The sequence below is a fragment of the Pseudomonas sp. B16120 genome (assembly GCF_044218845.1).
GTDB classification, from domain to species: domain Bacteria; phylum Pseudomonadota; class Gammaproteobacteria; order Pseudomonadales; family Pseudomonadaceae; genus Aquipseudomonas; species Aquipseudomonas paracarnis.
This window is the reverse complement of sequence record NZ_CP162588.1, coordinates 3,572,859-3,589,198: the sequence shown is the minus strand read 5'-3', so window position 1 is coordinate 3,589,198 and position 16,340 is coordinate 3,572,859. Positions and strand designations below refer to the sequence as shown.

General features: G+C 60.5%; 14 protein-coding genes. 13 read left to right on the top strand and 1 reads right to left on the bottom strand.

Going from position 1 to position 16,340, the window contains the following annotated elements; all coding sequences use genetic code 11:
• The first annotated feature begins 312 nt into the window (after nucleotides 1-312).
• Nucleotides 313-1,218: a hypothetical protein gene (locus AB4P90_RS16635; protein ID WP_395605159.1), complete on the top strand. Its 906-nt coding sequence runs from the start codon at nucleotides 313-315 to the stop codon at nucleotides 1,216-1,218.
• Nucleotides 1,219-1,417: 199 nt separating this feature from the next.
• On the opposite strand, the gene AB4P90_RS16630 is transcribed toward AB4P90_RS16635, so the two are convergent.
• Nucleotides 1,418-2,326 carry a MurR/RpiR family transcriptional regulator gene (locus AB4P90_RS16630; protein WP_005787722.1) on the bottom strand — a complete coding sequence of 303 codons (909 nt, stop codon included), beginning with the start codon at nucleotides 2,324-2,326 and terminating at the stop codon, nucleotides 1,418-1,420.
• Nucleotides 2,327-2,610: 284 nt separating this feature from the next.
• Between AB4P90_RS16630 and iolC the strand changes: the two genes are divergently transcribed.
• The 12 genes from iolC (at nucleotide 2,611) to AB4P90_RS16570 (ending at nucleotide 16,285) form a co-directional block, all read left to right on the top strand.
• On the top strand, nucleotides 2,611-4,548 hold the full coding sequence (gene iolC, locus AB4P90_RS16625; protein WP_395605158.1) for a 5-dehydro-2-deoxygluconokinase: 1,938 nt from the start codon (nucleotides 2,611-2,613) through the stop codon (nucleotides 4,546-4,548).
• A 148-nt stretch (nucleotides 4,549-4,696) separates the two neighbouring features.
• Complete coding sequence (gene iolE / locus AB4P90_RS16620) at nucleotides 4,697-5,584, top strand: myo-inosose-2 dehydratase (protein ID WP_395605157.1); 888 nt, start codon at nucleotides 4,697-4,699, stop codon at nucleotides 5,582-5,584.
• A 3-nt stretch (nucleotides 5,585-5,587) separates the two neighbouring features.
• Nucleotides 5,588-6,376 (top strand): 5-deoxy-glucuronate isomerase, encoded by a 789-nt coding sequence (gene iolB / locus AB4P90_RS16615; RefSeq protein ID WP_395605156.1) that lies wholly within the window; start codon nucleotides 5,588-5,590, stop codon nucleotides 6,374-6,376.
• A 23-nt stretch (nucleotides 6,377-6,399) separates the two neighbouring features.
• Nucleotides 6,400-7,221, top strand: a complete 822-nt coding sequence (locus AB4P90_RS16610; RefSeq protein WP_014718770.1) for a TIM barrel protein — start codon at nucleotides 6,400-6,402, stop codon at nucleotides 7,219-7,221.
• A 149-nt stretch (nucleotides 7,222-7,370) separates the two neighbouring features.
• Complete coding sequence (gene iolD / locus AB4P90_RS16605) at nucleotides 7,371-9,302, top strand: 3D-(3,5/4)-trihydroxycyclohexane-1,2-dione acylhydrolase (decyclizing) (RefSeq protein ID WP_395605155.1); 1,932 nt, start codon at nucleotides 7,371-7,373, stop codon at nucleotides 9,300-9,302.
• 19 nt (nucleotides 9,303-9,321) lie between these two features.
• Nucleotides 9,322-10,332 (top strand): Gfo/Idh/MocA family protein, encoded by a 1,011-nt coding sequence (locus AB4P90_RS16600; protein ID WP_014718768.1) that lies wholly within the window; start codon nucleotides 9,322-9,324, stop codon nucleotides 10,330-10,332.
• Between the two features lie 150 nt (nucleotides 10,333-10,482).
• Complete coding sequence (locus AB4P90_RS16595; protein ID WP_395605154.1) at nucleotides 10,483-11,511, top strand: Gfo/Idh/MocA family oxidoreductase; 1,029 nt, start codon at nucleotides 10,483-10,485, stop codon at nucleotides 11,509-11,511.
• A 126-nt stretch (nucleotides 11,512-11,637) separates the two neighbouring features.
• Complete coding sequence (locus tag AB4P90_RS16590) at nucleotides 11,638-11,814, top strand: hypothetical protein (RefSeq protein ID WP_003191673.1); 177 nt, start codon at nucleotides 11,638-11,640, stop codon at nucleotides 11,812-11,814.
• Between the two features lie 49 nt (nucleotides 11,815-11,863).
• The gene (locus AB4P90_RS16585) at nucleotides 11,864-12,799 is read left to right on the top strand and encodes a sugar ABC transporter substrate-binding protein (protein ID WP_197883295.1); all 936 of its coding nucleotides are present in this window, start codon (nucleotides 11,864-11,866) and stop codon (nucleotides 12,797-12,799) included.
• A gap of 64 nt (nucleotides 12,800-12,863) precedes the next feature.
• A complete protein-coding gene (locus tag AB4P90_RS16580; RefSeq protein ID WP_034125691.1) occupies nucleotides 12,864-14,417 on the top strand; it encodes a sugar ABC transporter ATP-binding protein in 1,554 nt (517 codons plus the stop codon).
• 26 nt (nucleotides 14,418-14,443) lie between these two features.
• Nucleotides 14,444-15,466 (top strand): ABC transporter permease, encoded by a 1,023-nt coding sequence (locus AB4P90_RS16575; protein WP_003191668.1) that lies wholly within the window; start codon nucleotides 14,444-14,446, stop codon nucleotides 15,464-15,466.
• Between the two features lie 414 nt (nucleotides 15,467-15,880).
• The gene (locus tag AB4P90_RS16570) at nucleotides 15,881-16,285 is read left to right on the top strand and encodes a TraR/DksA C4-type zinc finger protein (protein ID WP_003191666.1); all 405 of its coding nucleotides are present in this window, start codon (nucleotides 15,881-15,883) and stop codon (nucleotides 16,283-16,285) included.
• The last annotated feature ends 55 nt before the right edge of the window (nucleotides 16,286-16,340 follow it).

The following is a 16,340-nucleotide window of genomic DNA, read 5'->3' as shown; positions in this document are numbered from 1 at the left end:
TTCCTAAATAAAACTTCATCTTCTTCAAGCCGACATCGCACTGTGGGAGCTGGCTTGCCTGCGATGGCGGCTTACCTGCTGGCATATTCGTTGGCTGCCATGCCGCTATCGCAGGCAAGCCAGCTCCCACAGGGGAGTGCATTACGCCCGCCTAATATCGCCGTTTATTGCAACCTGCATGATCTGGCTAAGTTCAATTTAAATAAATCATTGAAATTAAAGGAATTTAAATTTAATCGCAGCTGGCACGCTGCCTGCACTGTCCGTTTTGAGACTTGTAACATCATTTTTCGTGCCTGGAGCAAAACAACAATGATCACATCCTCATCCACGCTGCAAGAGTCAAGCACGCTCTCCGGGGTTTCCTGGGGGGCGATTTTCGCCGGTGCTGCTGCGGCGGCCGCCTTGTCATTGATCCTGGTGTTGCTGGGCTTCGGCCTGGGCTTTTCGGCGGTGTCGCCTTGGGCTGACAGCGGTATCAGCGCCAAGGGCCTTGGCATTTCCACAATTGTCTGGCTGGCGTTCACCCAGATCGTTGCGTCGGGCCTGTGCGGTTACATCGCCGGTCGGTTACGGGTGAAGTGGGCCAATATGCACGGCGACGAGGTGTACTTTCGCGACACCGCCCATGGCTTCCTGGCGTGGGCAGTGGCCACATTGATCACGGCGATGCTGGTGGTCGGCTCGGTCAGCAGTGTGGTCAGCGGCGGCGTGAAAGCTGGCGCCAGCGTGGCATCGGGCGCCGCCAGCGGCCTCACCCAAGCTGCGGGCAGCGCGGCAAAGGGTGCCGACAGTGGTGACTTCGGTTACTACGTCGACAGCCTGTTTCGCGATGATCGCCCAGCGGCGGTCAGCGATGATGCAGCCCACGCCGTGGTCGGTCGTATCCTGACGCGTACGTTGAGCAACGACGGCCAACTGGCAGCGGAAGATCGCGCCTACCTGGCCCAACTGATCAGCCAGCGCACCAACCTGAGCCAGGCCGATGCCGAAGCCCGTATCGACAAGGTGTATGGCGATGCGCGCAAAGCCGTCGAAGACGCCAAGCTCAAAGCCAAGCAAGCTGCTGAAACCGCAGCGAAAGTGGCGGCCTACACATCCCTGTGGACCTTCGTGGCCTTGCTCATCGGTGCGTTCTTCGCCAGCTTCGCCGCTACCTTTGGCGGTCGCCGCCGGGATGCCGTGGTGTACGTCGAAACCGAAAACTACGTTCGTTAATTCAAGGAGAACATGATGCGCTCATTACTGCTGTGGTTCCTCGGCGTGCCGATTCCGGTGATCATTCTGATCGCGATTTTCATGCACTAATTGTATGAGCGAGCTTGCTCGCGAAGAACTGCCGGGCGCCGCGTTCATTCAAAATGGCCGCGGCGTTCTTGCGTTTTGCGCGAGCAAGCTCGCTCCTACAGGTGGCGGGTCAGTCGTCGAACCCAACCTGCTCATGAATCTCATCCACCTTCAATTCCAACCGATACGCCACCGCAATGAACAACGCCTGGCACAGGCACAGCGTGGCGCTCAGCGAGCGGAAAGCAAACGAGGAGCCTTCATTGACCAACAGCACCGCATTCGCGCGCTTGGCCAGGGGCGACAGGTTGCTGTCGGTGATGATCAGAGTCTTGGCCTGGTGATGCTGCGCGATGCGCAGGCAGTGCTGGGTCTCTTTGCCGTAGGGCGTGAAGCTGATGGCTATCACCAGGTCATTGGCGCGCACGCTGCGCATCTGCTCGCGATAACTGCCGCCTAGCCCCGAGATCAGGTGGATGCGCTTGTTTGTGTGCTGCAGGTTGTAGACCAGGTAGTCGGCCACCGCAAAGGAGCGGCGCACGCCGACCACGTAGATGTTGTCGGCATTGACCACCAGGTCCACGGCTTTCTCGAAGGCCGCATCGTCCAACTCCAGCCCCAAGCGTTCGATGCCCGAGAGGGTGGCGTTGACGCACTCGCGCGCCAGGTCGCCGCCGCTGGCCTTCTGGGACTTGTTGGCGATCATGCTGCGGATGCGCTGCTGGTAGTTCTGTACCGGCGTGGTCTTGTGGGTATACGCCTCGCGAAACAGCGCCTGCATCTCACTGAACCCGCTGAAGCCGAAGCGCTGGGAAAACCGCACAATGGCCGAGGGGTGCACTTCGCATTCCCGGGCGATGTCGCTGATGCGGTCGACCATGATCCGGTCGCTCTGCTGGCTCATGTAGCTGGCGATACGCTTGAGCTGGCGCGGCAGGCTCTCGTATTCGTCGGTGATCAGCTGCAACAGGCGTTCGGCATTGATCGGAGGGCTGGCGACAGTTTCTTCCAGGGTGGTCTCGGGATCGGTGCGGGACATGGGCAATCCTTCTGGCGTGTTCGTCTGATGCGCTGATAGGTGGCGCAAGTCTACAGGGTAGGCGCAAAAAAATACCCCGGCATCACGGCCCGCGTGGCCTGCTGAAACGATGCATGGGCGCTGGCGTGCCGCTATCCTGAGGTATTGGAAAAAATATTCCACTAAAAATAATTATGGAATAAATATTGATTGCTGCCACCGGACGTTCTAGTCTGCTCCCACAAAGAGCGTTTGCCGTCGCCACGGCGGCACAGCGCAGGCTGATAAAAATAACAGGAGCCAGCATGGGCCAGACTCGTTTTGCCAGTGGGCGTCAATTGGATCTGATTTGCCTCGGGCGCCTGGGCGTCGATCTCTATGCGCAGCAAGTCGGTGCGCGGCTTGAGGATGTGTCCAGCTTCGCCAAGTATCTGGGCGGATCTTCCGCCAACATCGCTTTCGGCACCGCCAGGCTGGGGCTGAAGTCGGCGATGCTGAGCCGGGTCGGCGATGACCACATGGGCCGTTTCCTGGTGGAATCCCTGGCCCGCGAAGGCTGTGATGTCAGTGGCATCAAGGTCGACCCTGAGCGCCTCACCGCCCTGGTCCTGCTGGGCCTCAAGGACCGCGAAACCTTCCCCCTGGTGTTCTACCGCGAAAACTGCGCCGACATGGCCTTGCGCGCCGAAGACATCAGCGAAGCCTTTATCGCCTCCAGCAAAGCGTTGTTGATCACCGGTACGCATTTCTCCACCGACGGCGTGTACAAGGCCAGCCTCCAGGCCCTGGATTACGCGGCCAGGCACAACGTCAAGCGCGTGCTGGACATCGACTACCGCCCCGTGTTGTGGGGCCTGGCCGGCAAGGCCGATGGCGAAACCCGTTTCGTCGCCGACCAGAATGTCAGCCAGCATGTGCAGAAGATCCTGCCGCGTTTCGACCTGATCGTCGGCACCGAAGAGGAATTCCTGATTGCCGGCGGCAGTGAAGACCTGCTCTCGGCCCTGCGCACCGTGCGGGAACTGACCCCGGCCACCCTGGTGGTCAAGCTCGGCCCCCAGGGCTGCACGGTGATCCACGGCGCAATCCCGGCGCGCCTGGAAGACGGGGCCATCTATCCTGGCGTGCGGGTTGAAGTGCTCAACGTGCTGGGCGCAGGCGATGCTTTTATGTCGGGCTTTCTCAGCGGCTGGATCAATGACGCCAGCGATGAGCGTTGCAGCCAGTTGGCCAATGCCTGTGGCGGCCTGGTGGTATCGCGCCACGCCTGTGCGCCAGCGATGCCGACCCCCGCCGAACTCGATTACCTGTTCAACAGCCCCGTGCCCATCACCCGGCCGGACCAGGACGTGACCCTGCAACGCCTGCACCGTGTCACGGTGCCGCGCAAAGTCTGGAAGCAACTGTTCGTCTTTGCCTTCGACCACCGCTGGCAATTGGTGGAGTTGGCGCAAAAAGGCGGCCAGGCCCCTGAGCGTATCAGCGACATCAAGCAGTTGTTTATCCAGGCCATCGAACGCGTGGAGCGCAAACTCAGCGAGCAGGGCGTCGAGGCGGATGTGGGCCTGCTAGCCGACCAACGCTTCGGCCAGGATGCACTCAACGCCGCTAGCGGTCGCGGCTGGTGGATCGCTCGCCCGGTGGAAGTGCAGAACTCGCGGCCCCTGGCGTTCGAGCACGGGCGTTCGATCGGCAGCAACCTGATTGCCTGGCCCCAGGAACACATCATCAAGTGCCTGGTGCAGTTTCACCCCGATGACGAGCCGATGCTGCGCCTGGAACAGGAAGCGCAACTCAAGGCGGTGTACGAGGCGTCGCTGGTCAGTGGTCACGAACTGCTGCTGGAAGTCATCCCACCCAAGGATCACCCGTCCACCTACCCGGACGTGCTCTACCGCAGCCTCAAACGCCTGTACAACCTTGGCATTTACCCGGCCTGGTGGAAGATCGAAACCCAATCGGCCGAAGACTGGAAAAAGCTCGACGAACTGATCCAGGAGCGCGACCCCTACTGCCGTGGCGTGGTGTTGCTGGGCCTGAATGCTTCCCCCGAGTTTCTCGCCGATGGCTTCAAGCAAGCCAGCCAGAGCAGCACCTGCCGTGGGTTTGCCGTGGGCCGCACGATCTTCCACGAGCCGAGCCGGGCGTGGATGGCGGGGGAGATTGATGATGAAACGCTGATCCAGCACGTGCAGGCGACCTTCGAACAGCTCATCAATGCCTGGCTCAGCGCCCGACAGTAAATACGATCAAATGTGGGAGCTGGCTTGCCTGCGATAGCAATCTATCCGTTGCAAATGTACTGCCTGACACACCGCTATCGCAGGCAAGCCAGCTCCCACACAAAGCAGATCCCAGTGAATTCTGAAGATAAAAACAAAAGGTGCAGCCATGCCCGCAATCCGAATTGGCATCAACCCGATCTCCTGGAGCAACGACGACCTCCCGGCCCTCGGCGGTGAGACCCCGCTGAGCACGGCCCTGAGCGAAGGCAAGGACATCGGCTACGAAGGTTTTGAACTCAACGGCAAATTCCCCAAGGATGCCAAGGGCGTCGCTGACGTGCTGCGTCCTTATGACCTGGCGCTGGTGTCCGGTTGGTACTCCAGCCGTCTGGCCCACCGTTCGGTGGCTGAAGAAATCGAGGCGATTGCCGCCCATGTCGAACTACTCAAACACAACGGCGCCTCGGTACTGGTATACGGCGAAGTGGCTGACTCGATCCAGGGCTCGCGCATCCGCCTGATCGAGCGCCCGCGTTTTCACAGTGAACAGGCCTGGCAGGCTTACGCCGACAAGCTTACCGAGCTGGCGCGTTTCACCCTGTCCCAGGGCGTGCGCCTGGCCTATCACCACCATATGGGCGCGTACGTCGAATCCCCCGAGGACATCGACGAGTTGATGAAACGCACGGGCCCGGAAGTCGGCTTGCTGTTCGATTCGGGCCACTGCTACATGGGCGGCGGCGAACCCATCGAGGTGCTGCGCAAGCATATCGACCGCGTATGCCATGTGCATTTCAAGGATGTACGCAAACCCGTGGTGCAACTGGCGCGTAACCAGATGTGGAGCTTCCCGGACTGCATCGTCAACGGCACTTTTACCGTGCCCGGCGATGGTGATATCGACTTCGCACCGTTGCTAGATGTGTTGCTCGCGGCGAACTACAAGGGCTGGCTGGTGGTGGAAGCCGAGCAGGACCCGGCCGTGGCGCCCAGCTATATCTACGCCAAGAAGGGTTACGACACCCTGCGTGCGCTTCTCAACCAGAGGACTTGAGTGATGAGCTTGTTGGTCAAAAGCAGCAAACGCGGGCAAACCATGGTGGCGCTGGAAGCCGGGCGCCTGGAATACGTGGGCTTTGCCGCCTACCGCCTGAGCCAGGGCGAAACCCTGCCGGTCAGTGCGGGCGATCAGGAACTGTGCCTGGTGCTGCTCAGCGGTCGGGTGAATATTGAAGGCGAGGGCTTCAATTGGCAGAACCTGGGGGATCGCCAGTCGGTGTTCGAAGACAAGTCACCGTTCGCCGCCTATTTGCCGCCGGGCACTGACGCCCGAGTCACGGCCCTGAACGATGTGCAGATTGCCGTCTGCGCAGCGCCGGGTGCTACGGGTTTTGCCCCGCGCTTGATCCGCCCCGAGCAGTGCAAGCGCAGTGTGCGCGGCAAAGGCGCCAATACCCGTTACGTGTGCGATATCCTGCCTGACAGCGAGCCGGCCCATTCGCTGCTGGTGGTGGAAGTGCGCACGCCGTCCGGGCATTCCTCCAGCTACCCGCCGCACAAGCACGACACTGACGACCTGCCGCACCAGAGCTTTCTGGAAGAGACCTACTACCACCAGGTCAACCCGCCCCAGGGCTTCGTGTTCCAGCGTGTGTACACGGATGATCGCAGCATCGACCAGGCCATGGCCGTGGAAAACAGCGACCTGGTGGTGGTGCCCAAGGGGTATCACCCGGTCAGCGTGCCGTATGGCTACGAGTCTTATTACCTCAACGTCATGGCCGGCCCCAAGCGCGCCTGGCATTTCCATAACGACCCGCAGCACAGCTGGCTGCTGGACCTTTAAACGGTTTTGGACGGAGAACAACAATGAAGTCGCCGCTACGTTTTGCCCTTAACCGTATGGTCGCGCCTGATTTGCCCCTGGCGGATTTTATCCAGTTGGCCAAAGCCCTTCAGTGCGATGCCATCGAGATCCGCAACGACCTCAAGAACCGCGAGATCGAATACGGCATGTCCGCCAGCCGCGTGCGTGAGTTGTGCGCCGCGCAGGGCATCAAGGTGTTGTCGATCAACGCGCTGTACCCCTTTGATGTGTGGAACGACGAACGCCGTGCCCAGGCAATCGAACTGGCCACCTACGCCCGTGAGTGCGGGGCCCAGGGCCTGGTGATGTGCCCGTTCAATCAGCCTGGTGATACGCGCAACGACGCGCAGCGCGCCGCCGGTTTGCGCACGGCGTTGAGCGAGCTGGCGTTGATCCTGCGCGAGTACGGGATTCTGGGTTTCATCGAGCCTCTGGGCTTCACCGTATCCGCCCTGCGCCGCAAGCGCGTGGCAGTGGATGCCATCAAGGCCATCGGTGGCCTGGATGTGTTTCGTGTGGTACACGACACCTTTCACCATCACCTGGCCGGCGAGCATGAGTTCTTCCCGGAGCTGACCGGGCTGGTGCATATCTCCGGGGTGGAAGACCGCGAGGCGCCGCTCGACTCGATCCGCGACGGCCACCGCGTGCTGGTGGGCGAGGACGATATCCTCGGGAATGCGGCGCAGATCGACACCTTGCTCAGCACTGGCTACAGCGGCTATTTGTCGTTTGAGCCGTTTGCCGAAAGCGTGCATGGGTTGGCGGATATCCGGCAGGCATTGGGCAGCAGCATGGCGTATTTGCAAAAGCCCTTGCCATAACGCGATCAAAAATATGGGAGCTGGCTTGCCTGCGATAGCGGTGTGTCAGGCAATACATGTGCAACTGATAGACCGCTATCGCAGGCAAGCCAGCTCCCACAGTGGATCGGTGTTGAACACTTCAATTGCAGTCACACAAGGTGCAAGTGATGACCACAACAAGATTGACCATGGCCCAGGCCCTGGTGAAGTTTCTGGATAATCAATACATCGAGGTCGATGGCGTACAGAGCAAGTTCGTCGCCGGGGTATTCACTATTTTCGGGCATGGCAATGTGTTGGGCCTCGGCCAGGCCCTGGAGCAGGACAGCGGCGACTTGGTGGTGCACCAGGGCCGCAACGAACAAGGCATGGCCCATGCCGCCATCGGGTTTGCCAAGCAGCACCTGCGCCGCAAGATCTATGCATGCACGGCCTCGGTCGGGCCGGGCGCGGCCAATATGCTCACCGCCGCAGCCACCGCCACCGCTAACCGCATCCCGTTGCTGTTGCTGCCCGGTGATGTCTATGCCAGCCGCCAGCCCGACCCGGTGTTGCAGCAGATCGAGCAATTCCACGACCTGAGCATCAGTACCAACGACGCCTTCCGCTCCGTAAGCAAATACTGGGACCGCATCAACCGCCCGGAGCAACTGATGACCGCGGCGATCCATGCCATGCGCGTGCTGACCGACCCGGCTGAAACCGGCGCGGTGACCCTGGCCTTGCCCCAGGATGTACAAGCCGAAGCCTGGGACTACCCCGACTATTTCCTGCAAAAACGCGTGCACCGCATCGACCGACGCCCAGCCACCAGCGCCATGATCGGTGACGCGCTGGCTGCGTTTCGCGGCAAGCGCAAGCCGCTGATCATTTGCGGCGGCGGGGTCAAGTACTCCGGCGCCAACCAGGCACTGCAAGCCTTTGCCGAGCGTTTCGATATTCCTTTCGCGGAAACTCAGGCGGGCAAGAGCGTCGTGGTTTCCAGCCATCCGTTGAACGTCGGCGGCATCGGCGAAACCGGCTGCCTGGCGGCTAACCTGCTGGCGCCTGAGGCCGACCTGATTATTGGCATCGGCACTCGTTATACCGACTTCACCACCTCGTCAAAATCGCTGTTCAAGCACCCCGAGGTGAAGTTTCTCAACCTCAATATCAGCCCCTGCGATGCGTTGAAGCTGGACGGTGTGCAAGTGCTGGCCGATGCGAAAGTTGCGCTTGAAGCACTGGCCGATGCCCTGGGCGATTACCGTTCGGGCTGGGGCGGACAGGTCGCTGACGCGAAGGCGCAACTCGACGCCGAAGTGGACCGCGTGCATCAGGTGCACTACCAGGGCGATGAGTTTGTCCCCGAAGTCGACGACCACCTGGACCGTGCCGTCCTGCGGGAATTCATCGAGCTGACCGGTTCGTGCCTGACCCAAAGCGCGGTGCTCGGCGTGCTCAATGCACGCCTGGCCGATGACGCAATCATCGTGGCTGCCGCCGGCAGCCTGCCCGGCGATTTGCAGCGTGCCTGGCGCAGCAAGGGCGTCAACACCTACCACGTCGAATATGGCTATTCATGCATGGGCTACGAGATCAACGCTGCCCTGGGCGTGAAGCTGGCCGAGCCAAGCAAGGAGGTGTACGCCCTGGTTGGCGATGGCTCCTACATGATGCTGCACTCGGAGCTGGTCACCTCGATCCAGGAGCGCCGCAAGATCAACGTGGTGCTGTTGGACAACATGGCGTTCGGTTGCATCAACAACCTGCAGATCGGCAACGGCATGGACAGCTTCGGTACGGAGTTCCGCTTTCGTAACCCCGAGAGCGGCAAGCTCGACGGCGGCCTAGTGCCGGTGGATTTCGCCATGAGTGCGGCGGCCTATGGCTGCAAGACCTACAAGGTCAGCACGGTAGAGCAGCTGGAAGCGGCCCTGGCCGATGCGCGCACGCAAACCGTCTCGACCCTGATCGATATCAAGGTGCTGCCCAAGACCATGATCCACGGCTACCTGTCGTGGTGGCGGGTGGGTGTGGCGCAAGTGTCCACCAGTGAACGCACGAATGCAGCGGCAAAAAAACTCAATGAACACCTGGCCAAGGCCCGGCAGTACTAACAACAAGAGGAGTGTTTGCATGTCTTTGAAGCTTGGAGTGATTGGTACGGGCGCCATTGGCCGGGACCATATTCGTCGTTGCAGCCAGACCCTGCTCAACAGCCAGGTGGTGGCGGTCACTGATATCAACCTTGAGCAGGCGGCCCAGGTGGTGGCGGACTTGAAACTGGATGCCGAGGTGTATCCGGATGGTCATACGCTAATCAATTCGCCGGAGGTCGAAGCGATCCTCGTGACCTCGTGGGGCCCCAGCCACGAAGAGTTCGTACTGGCCGCCATCGCCGCCGGCAAACCGGTGTTCTGTGAGAAACCCCTGGCGGTGACGGCCGAGGGCTGCCGCAACATTGTCGAGGCCGAAGTGGCACACGGTAAGCGTCTGGTCCAGGTGGGCTTCATGCGCCCTTATGATCAAGGCTACCGCGCCCTCAAGGCGGTGATCGACAGCGGCCAGATTGGCGAGCCGTTAATGCTGCACTGCGCGCACCGTAACCCCACGGTGGGCGAGAACTACAACACCGGCATGGCGATCACCGATACCCTGATCCATGAGCTGGACGTGCTGCGTTGGCTGCTCAACGACGACTACGTGTCCGTGCAGGTGGTGTTCCCGCGCAAGACCAGCAAGGCGTTGGCGCACCTGCGCGACCCACAGATCGTGCTGCTGGAAACTGCCAAAGGCACGCGTATCGACGTGGAAGTGTTTGTGAACTGCCAATACGGCTACGACATCCAGTGTGAGGTGGTGGGGGAGAGCGGTATCGCCAAGTTGCCGGAGCCATCTCAGGTGCAACTGCGCAGCGACGCGAAGCTGTCCAACGCGATCCTGATGGATTGGAAGGATAGGTTTATCGGTGCCTATGACGTGGAGTTGCAGGCATTTATCGACAGCGTGCTGGCCGGGCAGGTCGGCGGGCCGTCGGCCTGGGATGGGTTTGCGGCGGCGGTGGCGGCAGATGCGTGTATTGAAGCCCAGGGCAGTGGGCAGATTGTGAAAGTCAGCCTGCCAGATCGCCCACACTTCTACGGCTAACTCACTGAAGAAATGTGGTTAACACTGTGGGAGCTGGCTTGCCTGCGATAGCGGTCTATCAGTGGCAGATTCAGTGCCTGACACACTGCTATCGCAGGCAAGCCAGCTCCCACAGTTGCTTGGGTTCCCAAATCAATTCTGGAGTTGAGCATGCGAATCGGACTAGTGGGCTACGGCCACGGTGGGCGCTTTTTTCATGCGCCGCTGATCGCCACCCTGCCTGGCGCCACCTTTGTCGGCGTGGTGACGCGTTCACCCGAACGTCGCCAGCAATTGAGTACTGATCTTCCAGGTGTCAAAGCCTTCGACTCCATCGGCCAGATCGTCGAAGCCGGCGTCGATGCCCTGGTGATTTCCACCACCCTCAAAGGTCGCCCGGCCTTGGTGCTGGAAGCCATCGAGCACGGGGTGGCGGTGGTCAGCGACAAGCCCTTTGCCGCCAACGCCGAACAAGCCCAGGCCCTGATTACCGCTGCCGAGCGTCAGGGCTCGTTGCTCAGTGTTTATCAGAATCGGCGCTGGGATTCGGATTACCTGACCCTGCGCAAACTGATCGACGCTGGCGCCTTGGGCACCATCACCCGCTTTGAATCCCGCGTGGAGCGCTACAGCCCGCAAGCTGTGGGCAATGCCAGCGGTGGAGGATGGCTGCGCGACCTGGGCAGCCATCTGGTGGACCAGGCGTTGCAATTGTTCGGACCGGTGGAGCGGGTGTTCGCCCAATTGCACTACACACCAGAACATCCCACCGTGGACCACGGCTTCTTTGTCTCCCTCACTCATGCCAACGGCGTGATATCGCACCTGTGGGGCAACGCGTTGCAGAACAGCCAGGTGCCGCGATTTCGCGTCAGTGGCAGCCTGGGTTGCTACACCATCGACGGCCTGGACGGCCAAGAAGAAGTGCTGCTGGCCGGCAAGTCGCCGAAAACCGAAGGTGACCACTGGGGCGCTGAGGAGCACCGACGCTGGGGCTGGTTCGAACAAGGGTCGGAGCGTGAGCGGGTGCCGTCGGAGAAGGGCTGCTGGCCCCAATTCTATCGGCAGTTGCAAGCGGCCGTGGTGGGGCAGGGGCCGCTGCCGGTCAACGCCTATGACGCCCTGGAAACCACCCGTATATTGGATGCCGCACGGTTGAGCGCTGAGCGCCAGCAGGTGGTCTCGACAAAAATAGAATAAAATTCTAAAACAAGTTGATATGGAAATTATTTTCTAATACAGTCTTTTCCAGGTTGCATAAAGTACGTCCCGGAACCTACGGGCGACTCAACAAAAACAAGATCAAAAACAACCAGGTACCGTCAGATGAAAATCTTCAACGCTGTACTGCGAGTTTTACGCCCCCTCCAAGCGCCACGCGGACTGCCCCGCGCCCGGCCGTTCTACTTCTCCTTCCTGAATGTGCTGTGCGTCGAAAACCAGGGCGCGCTGGTGTGCTGCATTCCTGGCGCGCCGGTGGTGCGACTGACAGCCGAGTCCTGATCAACGCAACGTCGAAAAAAACCAACAAGAAAGTGGAGACAGACCGTTCATGAAGACCCCGATCCGTTTTACCGCCCTGGCCCTGTCCATGCTGCTGGCCAGTGGCGTTGCCGGCGCCGCCGACCTCAAGGTAGGCGTGACGATGTCCGCGTTCGATGACACCTTCCTCACTTACCTGCGCGAGGACATGGACAAGCAAGCCAAGTCCTATCCAAAAGGCGATGGCGTGCAACTGCAGTTCGAAGATGCCCGCGCCGATGTGGTCAAGCAGTTGAGCCAGGTCGAGAACTTCATCAGCCAGAAGGTCGACGCGATTATCGTCAACCCGGTCGATACCGCGTCGACCAAGAACATCATCAGTGCCGCCACCAAGGCGGGTATCCCGCTGGTGTTCGTCAACCGCCGTCCTGACCAGAAAGACTTGCCCAAGGACGTGGTGGCCGTGACCTCCGATGACGTCGAGGCCGGCCGCCTGCAAATGCAGTACATCGCCGAAAAGCTCGGCGGCAAGGGCAAGATCGTGATTCTTTTGGGCGACCTGGCGAACAACTCCACCACCAACCGCACCAAGGGCGTGAAGGAAGTGCTGGCCAAGTACCCGGACATCAAGATCGAGCAGGAGCAAACCGGCATTTGGTTGCGTGACAGGGGCATGACCCTGGTCAACGACTGGCTGACCCAGGGCCGGGAGTTCAATGCGGTGCTGGCTAACAACGATGAGATGGCGATCGGTGCATCCATGGCCCTGAGATCGGCCGGCAAGGAAAAAGGCAGCGTATTGATTGCCGGTGTCGACGGCACGCCCGATGGCTTGAACGCGATCACCAAGGGCGACATGACCGTGTCGGCCTTCCAGGACGCCAAGGGCCAGGCGGTAGGTTCGGTAGAGGCAGCGCGCAAGATGGCCAAGAAGGAGCCGGTCGAGCAGAACGTGGTGATCCCGTTCCAGTTGATCACCCCGGACAACGTCAAAGACTTCAAGTAGCCCCGACATAACAACAAAAGCTGGCAGGGCGGTCACGGCCGCCCTGCAGATGGAGTACCTCCCTATGCTTGCTCAAGCCGCCACGTCTCAGCCCGCCGCCCACCCGGCGCTGGCGCTGGACGAACCCTACCTGCTGGAAATCCTCAACATCAGCAAAGGCTTTCCCGGTGTCGTGGCCCTGGACGATGTGCAGCTGCGGGTGCGCCCCGGCACGGTGCTGGCGTTGATGGGCGAGAACGGTGCGGGCAAGTCGACGCTGATGAAGATCATCGCCGGCATCTACCAGCCCGACGCCGGCGAGATTCGCCTGCGTGGCAAGCCGATCACCTTTGAAACGCCGCTGGCCGCGCAAAAGGCCGGGATCGCGATGATCCACCAGGAGCTCAACCTGATGCCCCATATGAGCATCGCCGAGAACATCTGGATCGGCCGCGAACAGCTCAATAGCCTGCACATGGTCAACCACCGCGAAATGCACCGCTGCACCGCCGAGTTGCTGGCGCGCCTGCGCATCAACCTCGACCCCGAAGAACAGGTCGGCAACCTGAGCATTGCCGAACGGCAGATGGTCGAGATTGCCAAGGCAGTGTCCTACGACTCCGACATCCTGATCATGGATGAACCCACCTCGGCCATTACCGACAAGGAAGTGGCCCACCTGTTTTCGATCATTGCCGACCTCAAGTCCCAGGGCAAAGGCATCGTCTATATCACCCACAAGATGAACGAAGTGTTCGCCATCGCCGATGAAGTGGCGGTGTTTCGCGACGGCCAATACATCGGCTTGCAACGGGCCGACAGCATGAACAGCGACAGCCTCATCTCGATGATGGTCGGGCGTGAACTGAGCCAGCTGTTTCCGGTGCGCGAAACGCCTATTGGCGAGCTGCTGCTGTCGGTGCGCGACCTGAGCCTGGACGGCGTGTTCAAGGACGTATCGTTCGACCTGCACGCCGGGGAGATCCTCGGTATCGCCGGGCTGATGGGCTCCGGGCGCACCAATGTGGCGGAAACTATTTTTGGCATCACCCCAAGCTCCAGCGGGCAAATCACCCTGGACGGCAAGGCGGTGCGCATTACCGACCCGCATATGGCCATCGAAAAAGGCTTTGCGCTGTTGACCGAGGACCGCAAGCTCAGCGGCCTGTTCCCGTGCCTGTCGGTGCTGGAGAACATGGAGATGGCGGTGCTGCCGCACTATTCGGGCAACGGTTTTATCCAGCAGAAGGCCTTGCGTGCCCTGTGTGAAGACATGTGCAAGAAGCTGCGGGTGAAAACCCCGTCCCTGGAGCAATGCATCGACACCTTGTCCGGTGGCAACCAGCAAAAGGCCTTGCTGGCGCGCTGGCTGATGACCAACCCACGCTTGCTGATCCTGGATGAGCCGACGCGTGGTATCGATGTGGGCGCCAAGGCTGAGATCTATCGCTTGATCGCCTTCCTCGCCAGCGAGGGCATGGCGGTGATCATGATTTCTTCCGAACTGCCCGAAGTGCTCGGCATGAGCGACCGGGTGATGGTAATGCACGAAGGTGAACTGATGGGCACCCTGGATCGCGCCGAGGCGACCCAGGAAAAAGTCATGCAGTTGGCTTCCGGGATGACCGCAGTCCACTGATCTACAGAATAAGAAGGTGATGGGTTATGAACGCAATAACAGACAACAAGCCGGCAACCGCACCGGTCAAGAACCGTCGACGCATGCCCACCGAGCTGAGTATCTTCCTGGTGCTGATCGGTATCGGCCTGGTGTTTGAACTGTTTGGCTGGATCGTGCGCGACCAGAGCTTTCTAATGAACTCCCAGCGTCTGGTGCTGATGATCCTGCAGGTGTCGATCATCGGCCTGCTGGCCATCGGTGTGACCCAGGTGATTATCACCACGGGCATCGACTTGTCGTCCGGCTCGGTGCTGGCCTTGTCAGCGATGATCGCCGCCAGCCTGGCGCAGACCTCCGACTTTTCCCGGGCGGTGTTTCCGTCCCTCACCGACTTGCCGGTGTGGATCCCGGTGGCGATGGGTTTGGGCGTGGGGCTGCTGGCGGGGGCGATCAACGGCAGCATCATCGCGGTCACCGGCATCCCGCCATTTATCGCAACCCTGGGCATGATGGTCTCGGCCCGTGGCCTGGCGCGCTACTACACCGAAGGCCAGCCGGTGAGCATGCTCTCGGACTCCTATACAGCGATTGGCCATGGCGCGATGCCGGTGATTATCTTCCTGGTGGTGGCGGTGATCTTCCACATTGCCCTGCGTTACACCAAGTATGGCAAGTACACCTATGCCATCGGCGGCAACATGCAAGCGGCGCGCACTTCGGGGATCAACGTCAAGCGTCACTTGATCATCGTCTATAGCATCGCCGGTCTCCTGGCGGGCCTGGCCGGCGTGGTGGCCTCGGCACGTGCAGCGACGGGGCAGGCCGGCATGGGCATGTCTTACGAGCTGGACGCGATTGCCGCCGCAGTGATCGGCGGTACCAGCCTGGCCGGTGGAGTAGGGCGCATCACCGGCACGGTGATCGGCGCGCTGATCCTCGGCGTCATGGCCAGCGGGTTTACCTTTGTCGGGGTGGATGCGTATATCCAGGACATCATCAAGGGCCTGATCATCGTGGTGGCGGTGGTGATCGATCAATACCGCAACAAGCGCAAGCTCAAGCGCTGAGTACCTGCCCTTGTAGGAGCGAGCTTGCGTGGGGCGAAGCACCCCCAATAAAAGCCGGAGACTGCTGCGCAGTCGGCGGGAGCAAGCTCCCTCGCCACAGCAAGCTCGCGCCTACAGGGGATCAGGCACTTTCAACCGTTTGTCTCCTATATAGCTCCACAACACTGAATTTCTTGCTATAAACGCACTCCGATGACCGTTCGCCAAGCCCGTCCTGGTGCTTTTGGGGGTTGATCGGGAAAAAATGCCTGTCTTTTCAGTTGCTGCGCCCTCAAGTCGGCCTTAGACTGCCGCCCCTCGTAAATTGAGTGCCGGGTGGCGCTTGGAATGGATGGCGCCCTTCCGAGACCTGCACAGGTCGGCCGGAACGCTCCCTAATTCGCCTTAATGCACGTATTTTTTATAGAGAAATCAATGACAAAGGAAAAGTTGCTGGCCATGCCGGCGGATGACTACATGAATGCCGAACAGCACGCTTTTTTCGAGAAGTTGCTGCAAGACATGAAGGTGGAGCACCACGAGCGCATTGAGCAGAACCGTATCGCCATTGAGAGCCTGGATACCCCGGCCGACCCGGCTGACGCGGCTTCTGTCGAAGAAGAGCGCACCTGGCTGGTAAACGCCATTGACCGCGACCAGCGCATGCTGCCGCAACTTGAGCGTGCTCTGGAACGCATCAAGGAAGATTCCTTTGGCTGGTGTGACGACAGCGGCGAGCCTATCGGCCTCAAGCGCCTGCTGATCAGTCCTACCACCAAGTACTGCATCGAAGCGCAAGAGCGCCACGAGCAGATCGACAAGCACCAGCGTCAAGCCTGATGCGGTGAAGGGGGCGGCTCTCTAGCTGGCCGCCCTGGATCGGCATTGTTGCTGT

Bases quoted from the DNA above. Each gene is read 5' to 3' on its own strand.
- AB4P90_RS16635 (WP_395605159.1), top strand. From the start codon at position 313: ATGATCACATCCTCATCCACGCTGCAAGAGTCAAGCACGCTCTCCGGG.
- AB4P90_RS16630 (WP_005787722.1), bottom strand. From the start codon at position 2,326: ATGTCCCGCACCGATCCCGAGACCACCCTGGAAGAAACTGTCGCCAGC.
- iolC (WP_395605158.1), top strand. From the start codon at position 2,611: ATGGGCCAGACTCGTTTTGCCAGTGGGCGTCAATTGGATCTGATTTGC.
- iolE (WP_395605157.1), top strand. From the start codon at position 4,697: ATGCCCGCAATCCGAATTGGCATCAACCCGATCTCCTGGAGCAACGAC.
- iolB (WP_395605156.1), top strand. From the start codon at position 5,588: ATGAGCTTGTTGGTCAAAAGCAGCAAACGCGGGCAAACCATGGTGGCG.
- AB4P90_RS16610 (WP_014718770.1), top strand. From the start codon at position 6,400: ATGAAGTCGCCGCTACGTTTTGCCCTTAACCGTATGGTCGCGCCTGAT.
- iolD (WP_395605155.1), top strand. From the start codon at position 7,371: ATGACCACAACAAGATTGACCATGGCCCAGGCCCTGGTGAAGTTTCTG.
- AB4P90_RS16600 (WP_014718768.1), top strand. From the start codon at position 9,322: ATGTCTTTGAAGCTTGGAGTGATTGGTACGGGCGCCATTGGCCGGGAC.
- AB4P90_RS16595 (WP_395605154.1), top strand. From the start codon at position 10,483: ATGCGAATCGGACTAGTGGGCTACGGCCACGGTGGGCGCTTTTTTCAT.
- AB4P90_RS16590 (WP_003191673.1), top strand. From the start codon at position 11,638: ATGAAAATCTTCAACGCTGTACTGCGAGTTTTACGCCCCCTCCAAGCG.
- AB4P90_RS16585 (WP_197883295.1), top strand. From the start codon at position 11,864: ATGAAGACCCCGATCCGTTTTACCGCCCTGGCCCTGTCCATGCTGCTG.
- AB4P90_RS16580 (WP_034125691.1), top strand. From the start codon at position 12,864: ATGCTTGCTCAAGCCGCCACGTCTCAGCCCGCCGCCCACCCGGCGCTG.
- AB4P90_RS16575 (WP_003191668.1), top strand. From the start codon at position 14,444: ATGAACGCAATAACAGACAACAAGCCGGCAACCGCACCGGTCAAGAAC.
- AB4P90_RS16570 (WP_003191666.1), top strand. From the start codon at position 15,881: ATGACAAAGGAAAAGTTGCTGGCCATGCCGGCGGATGACTACATGAAT.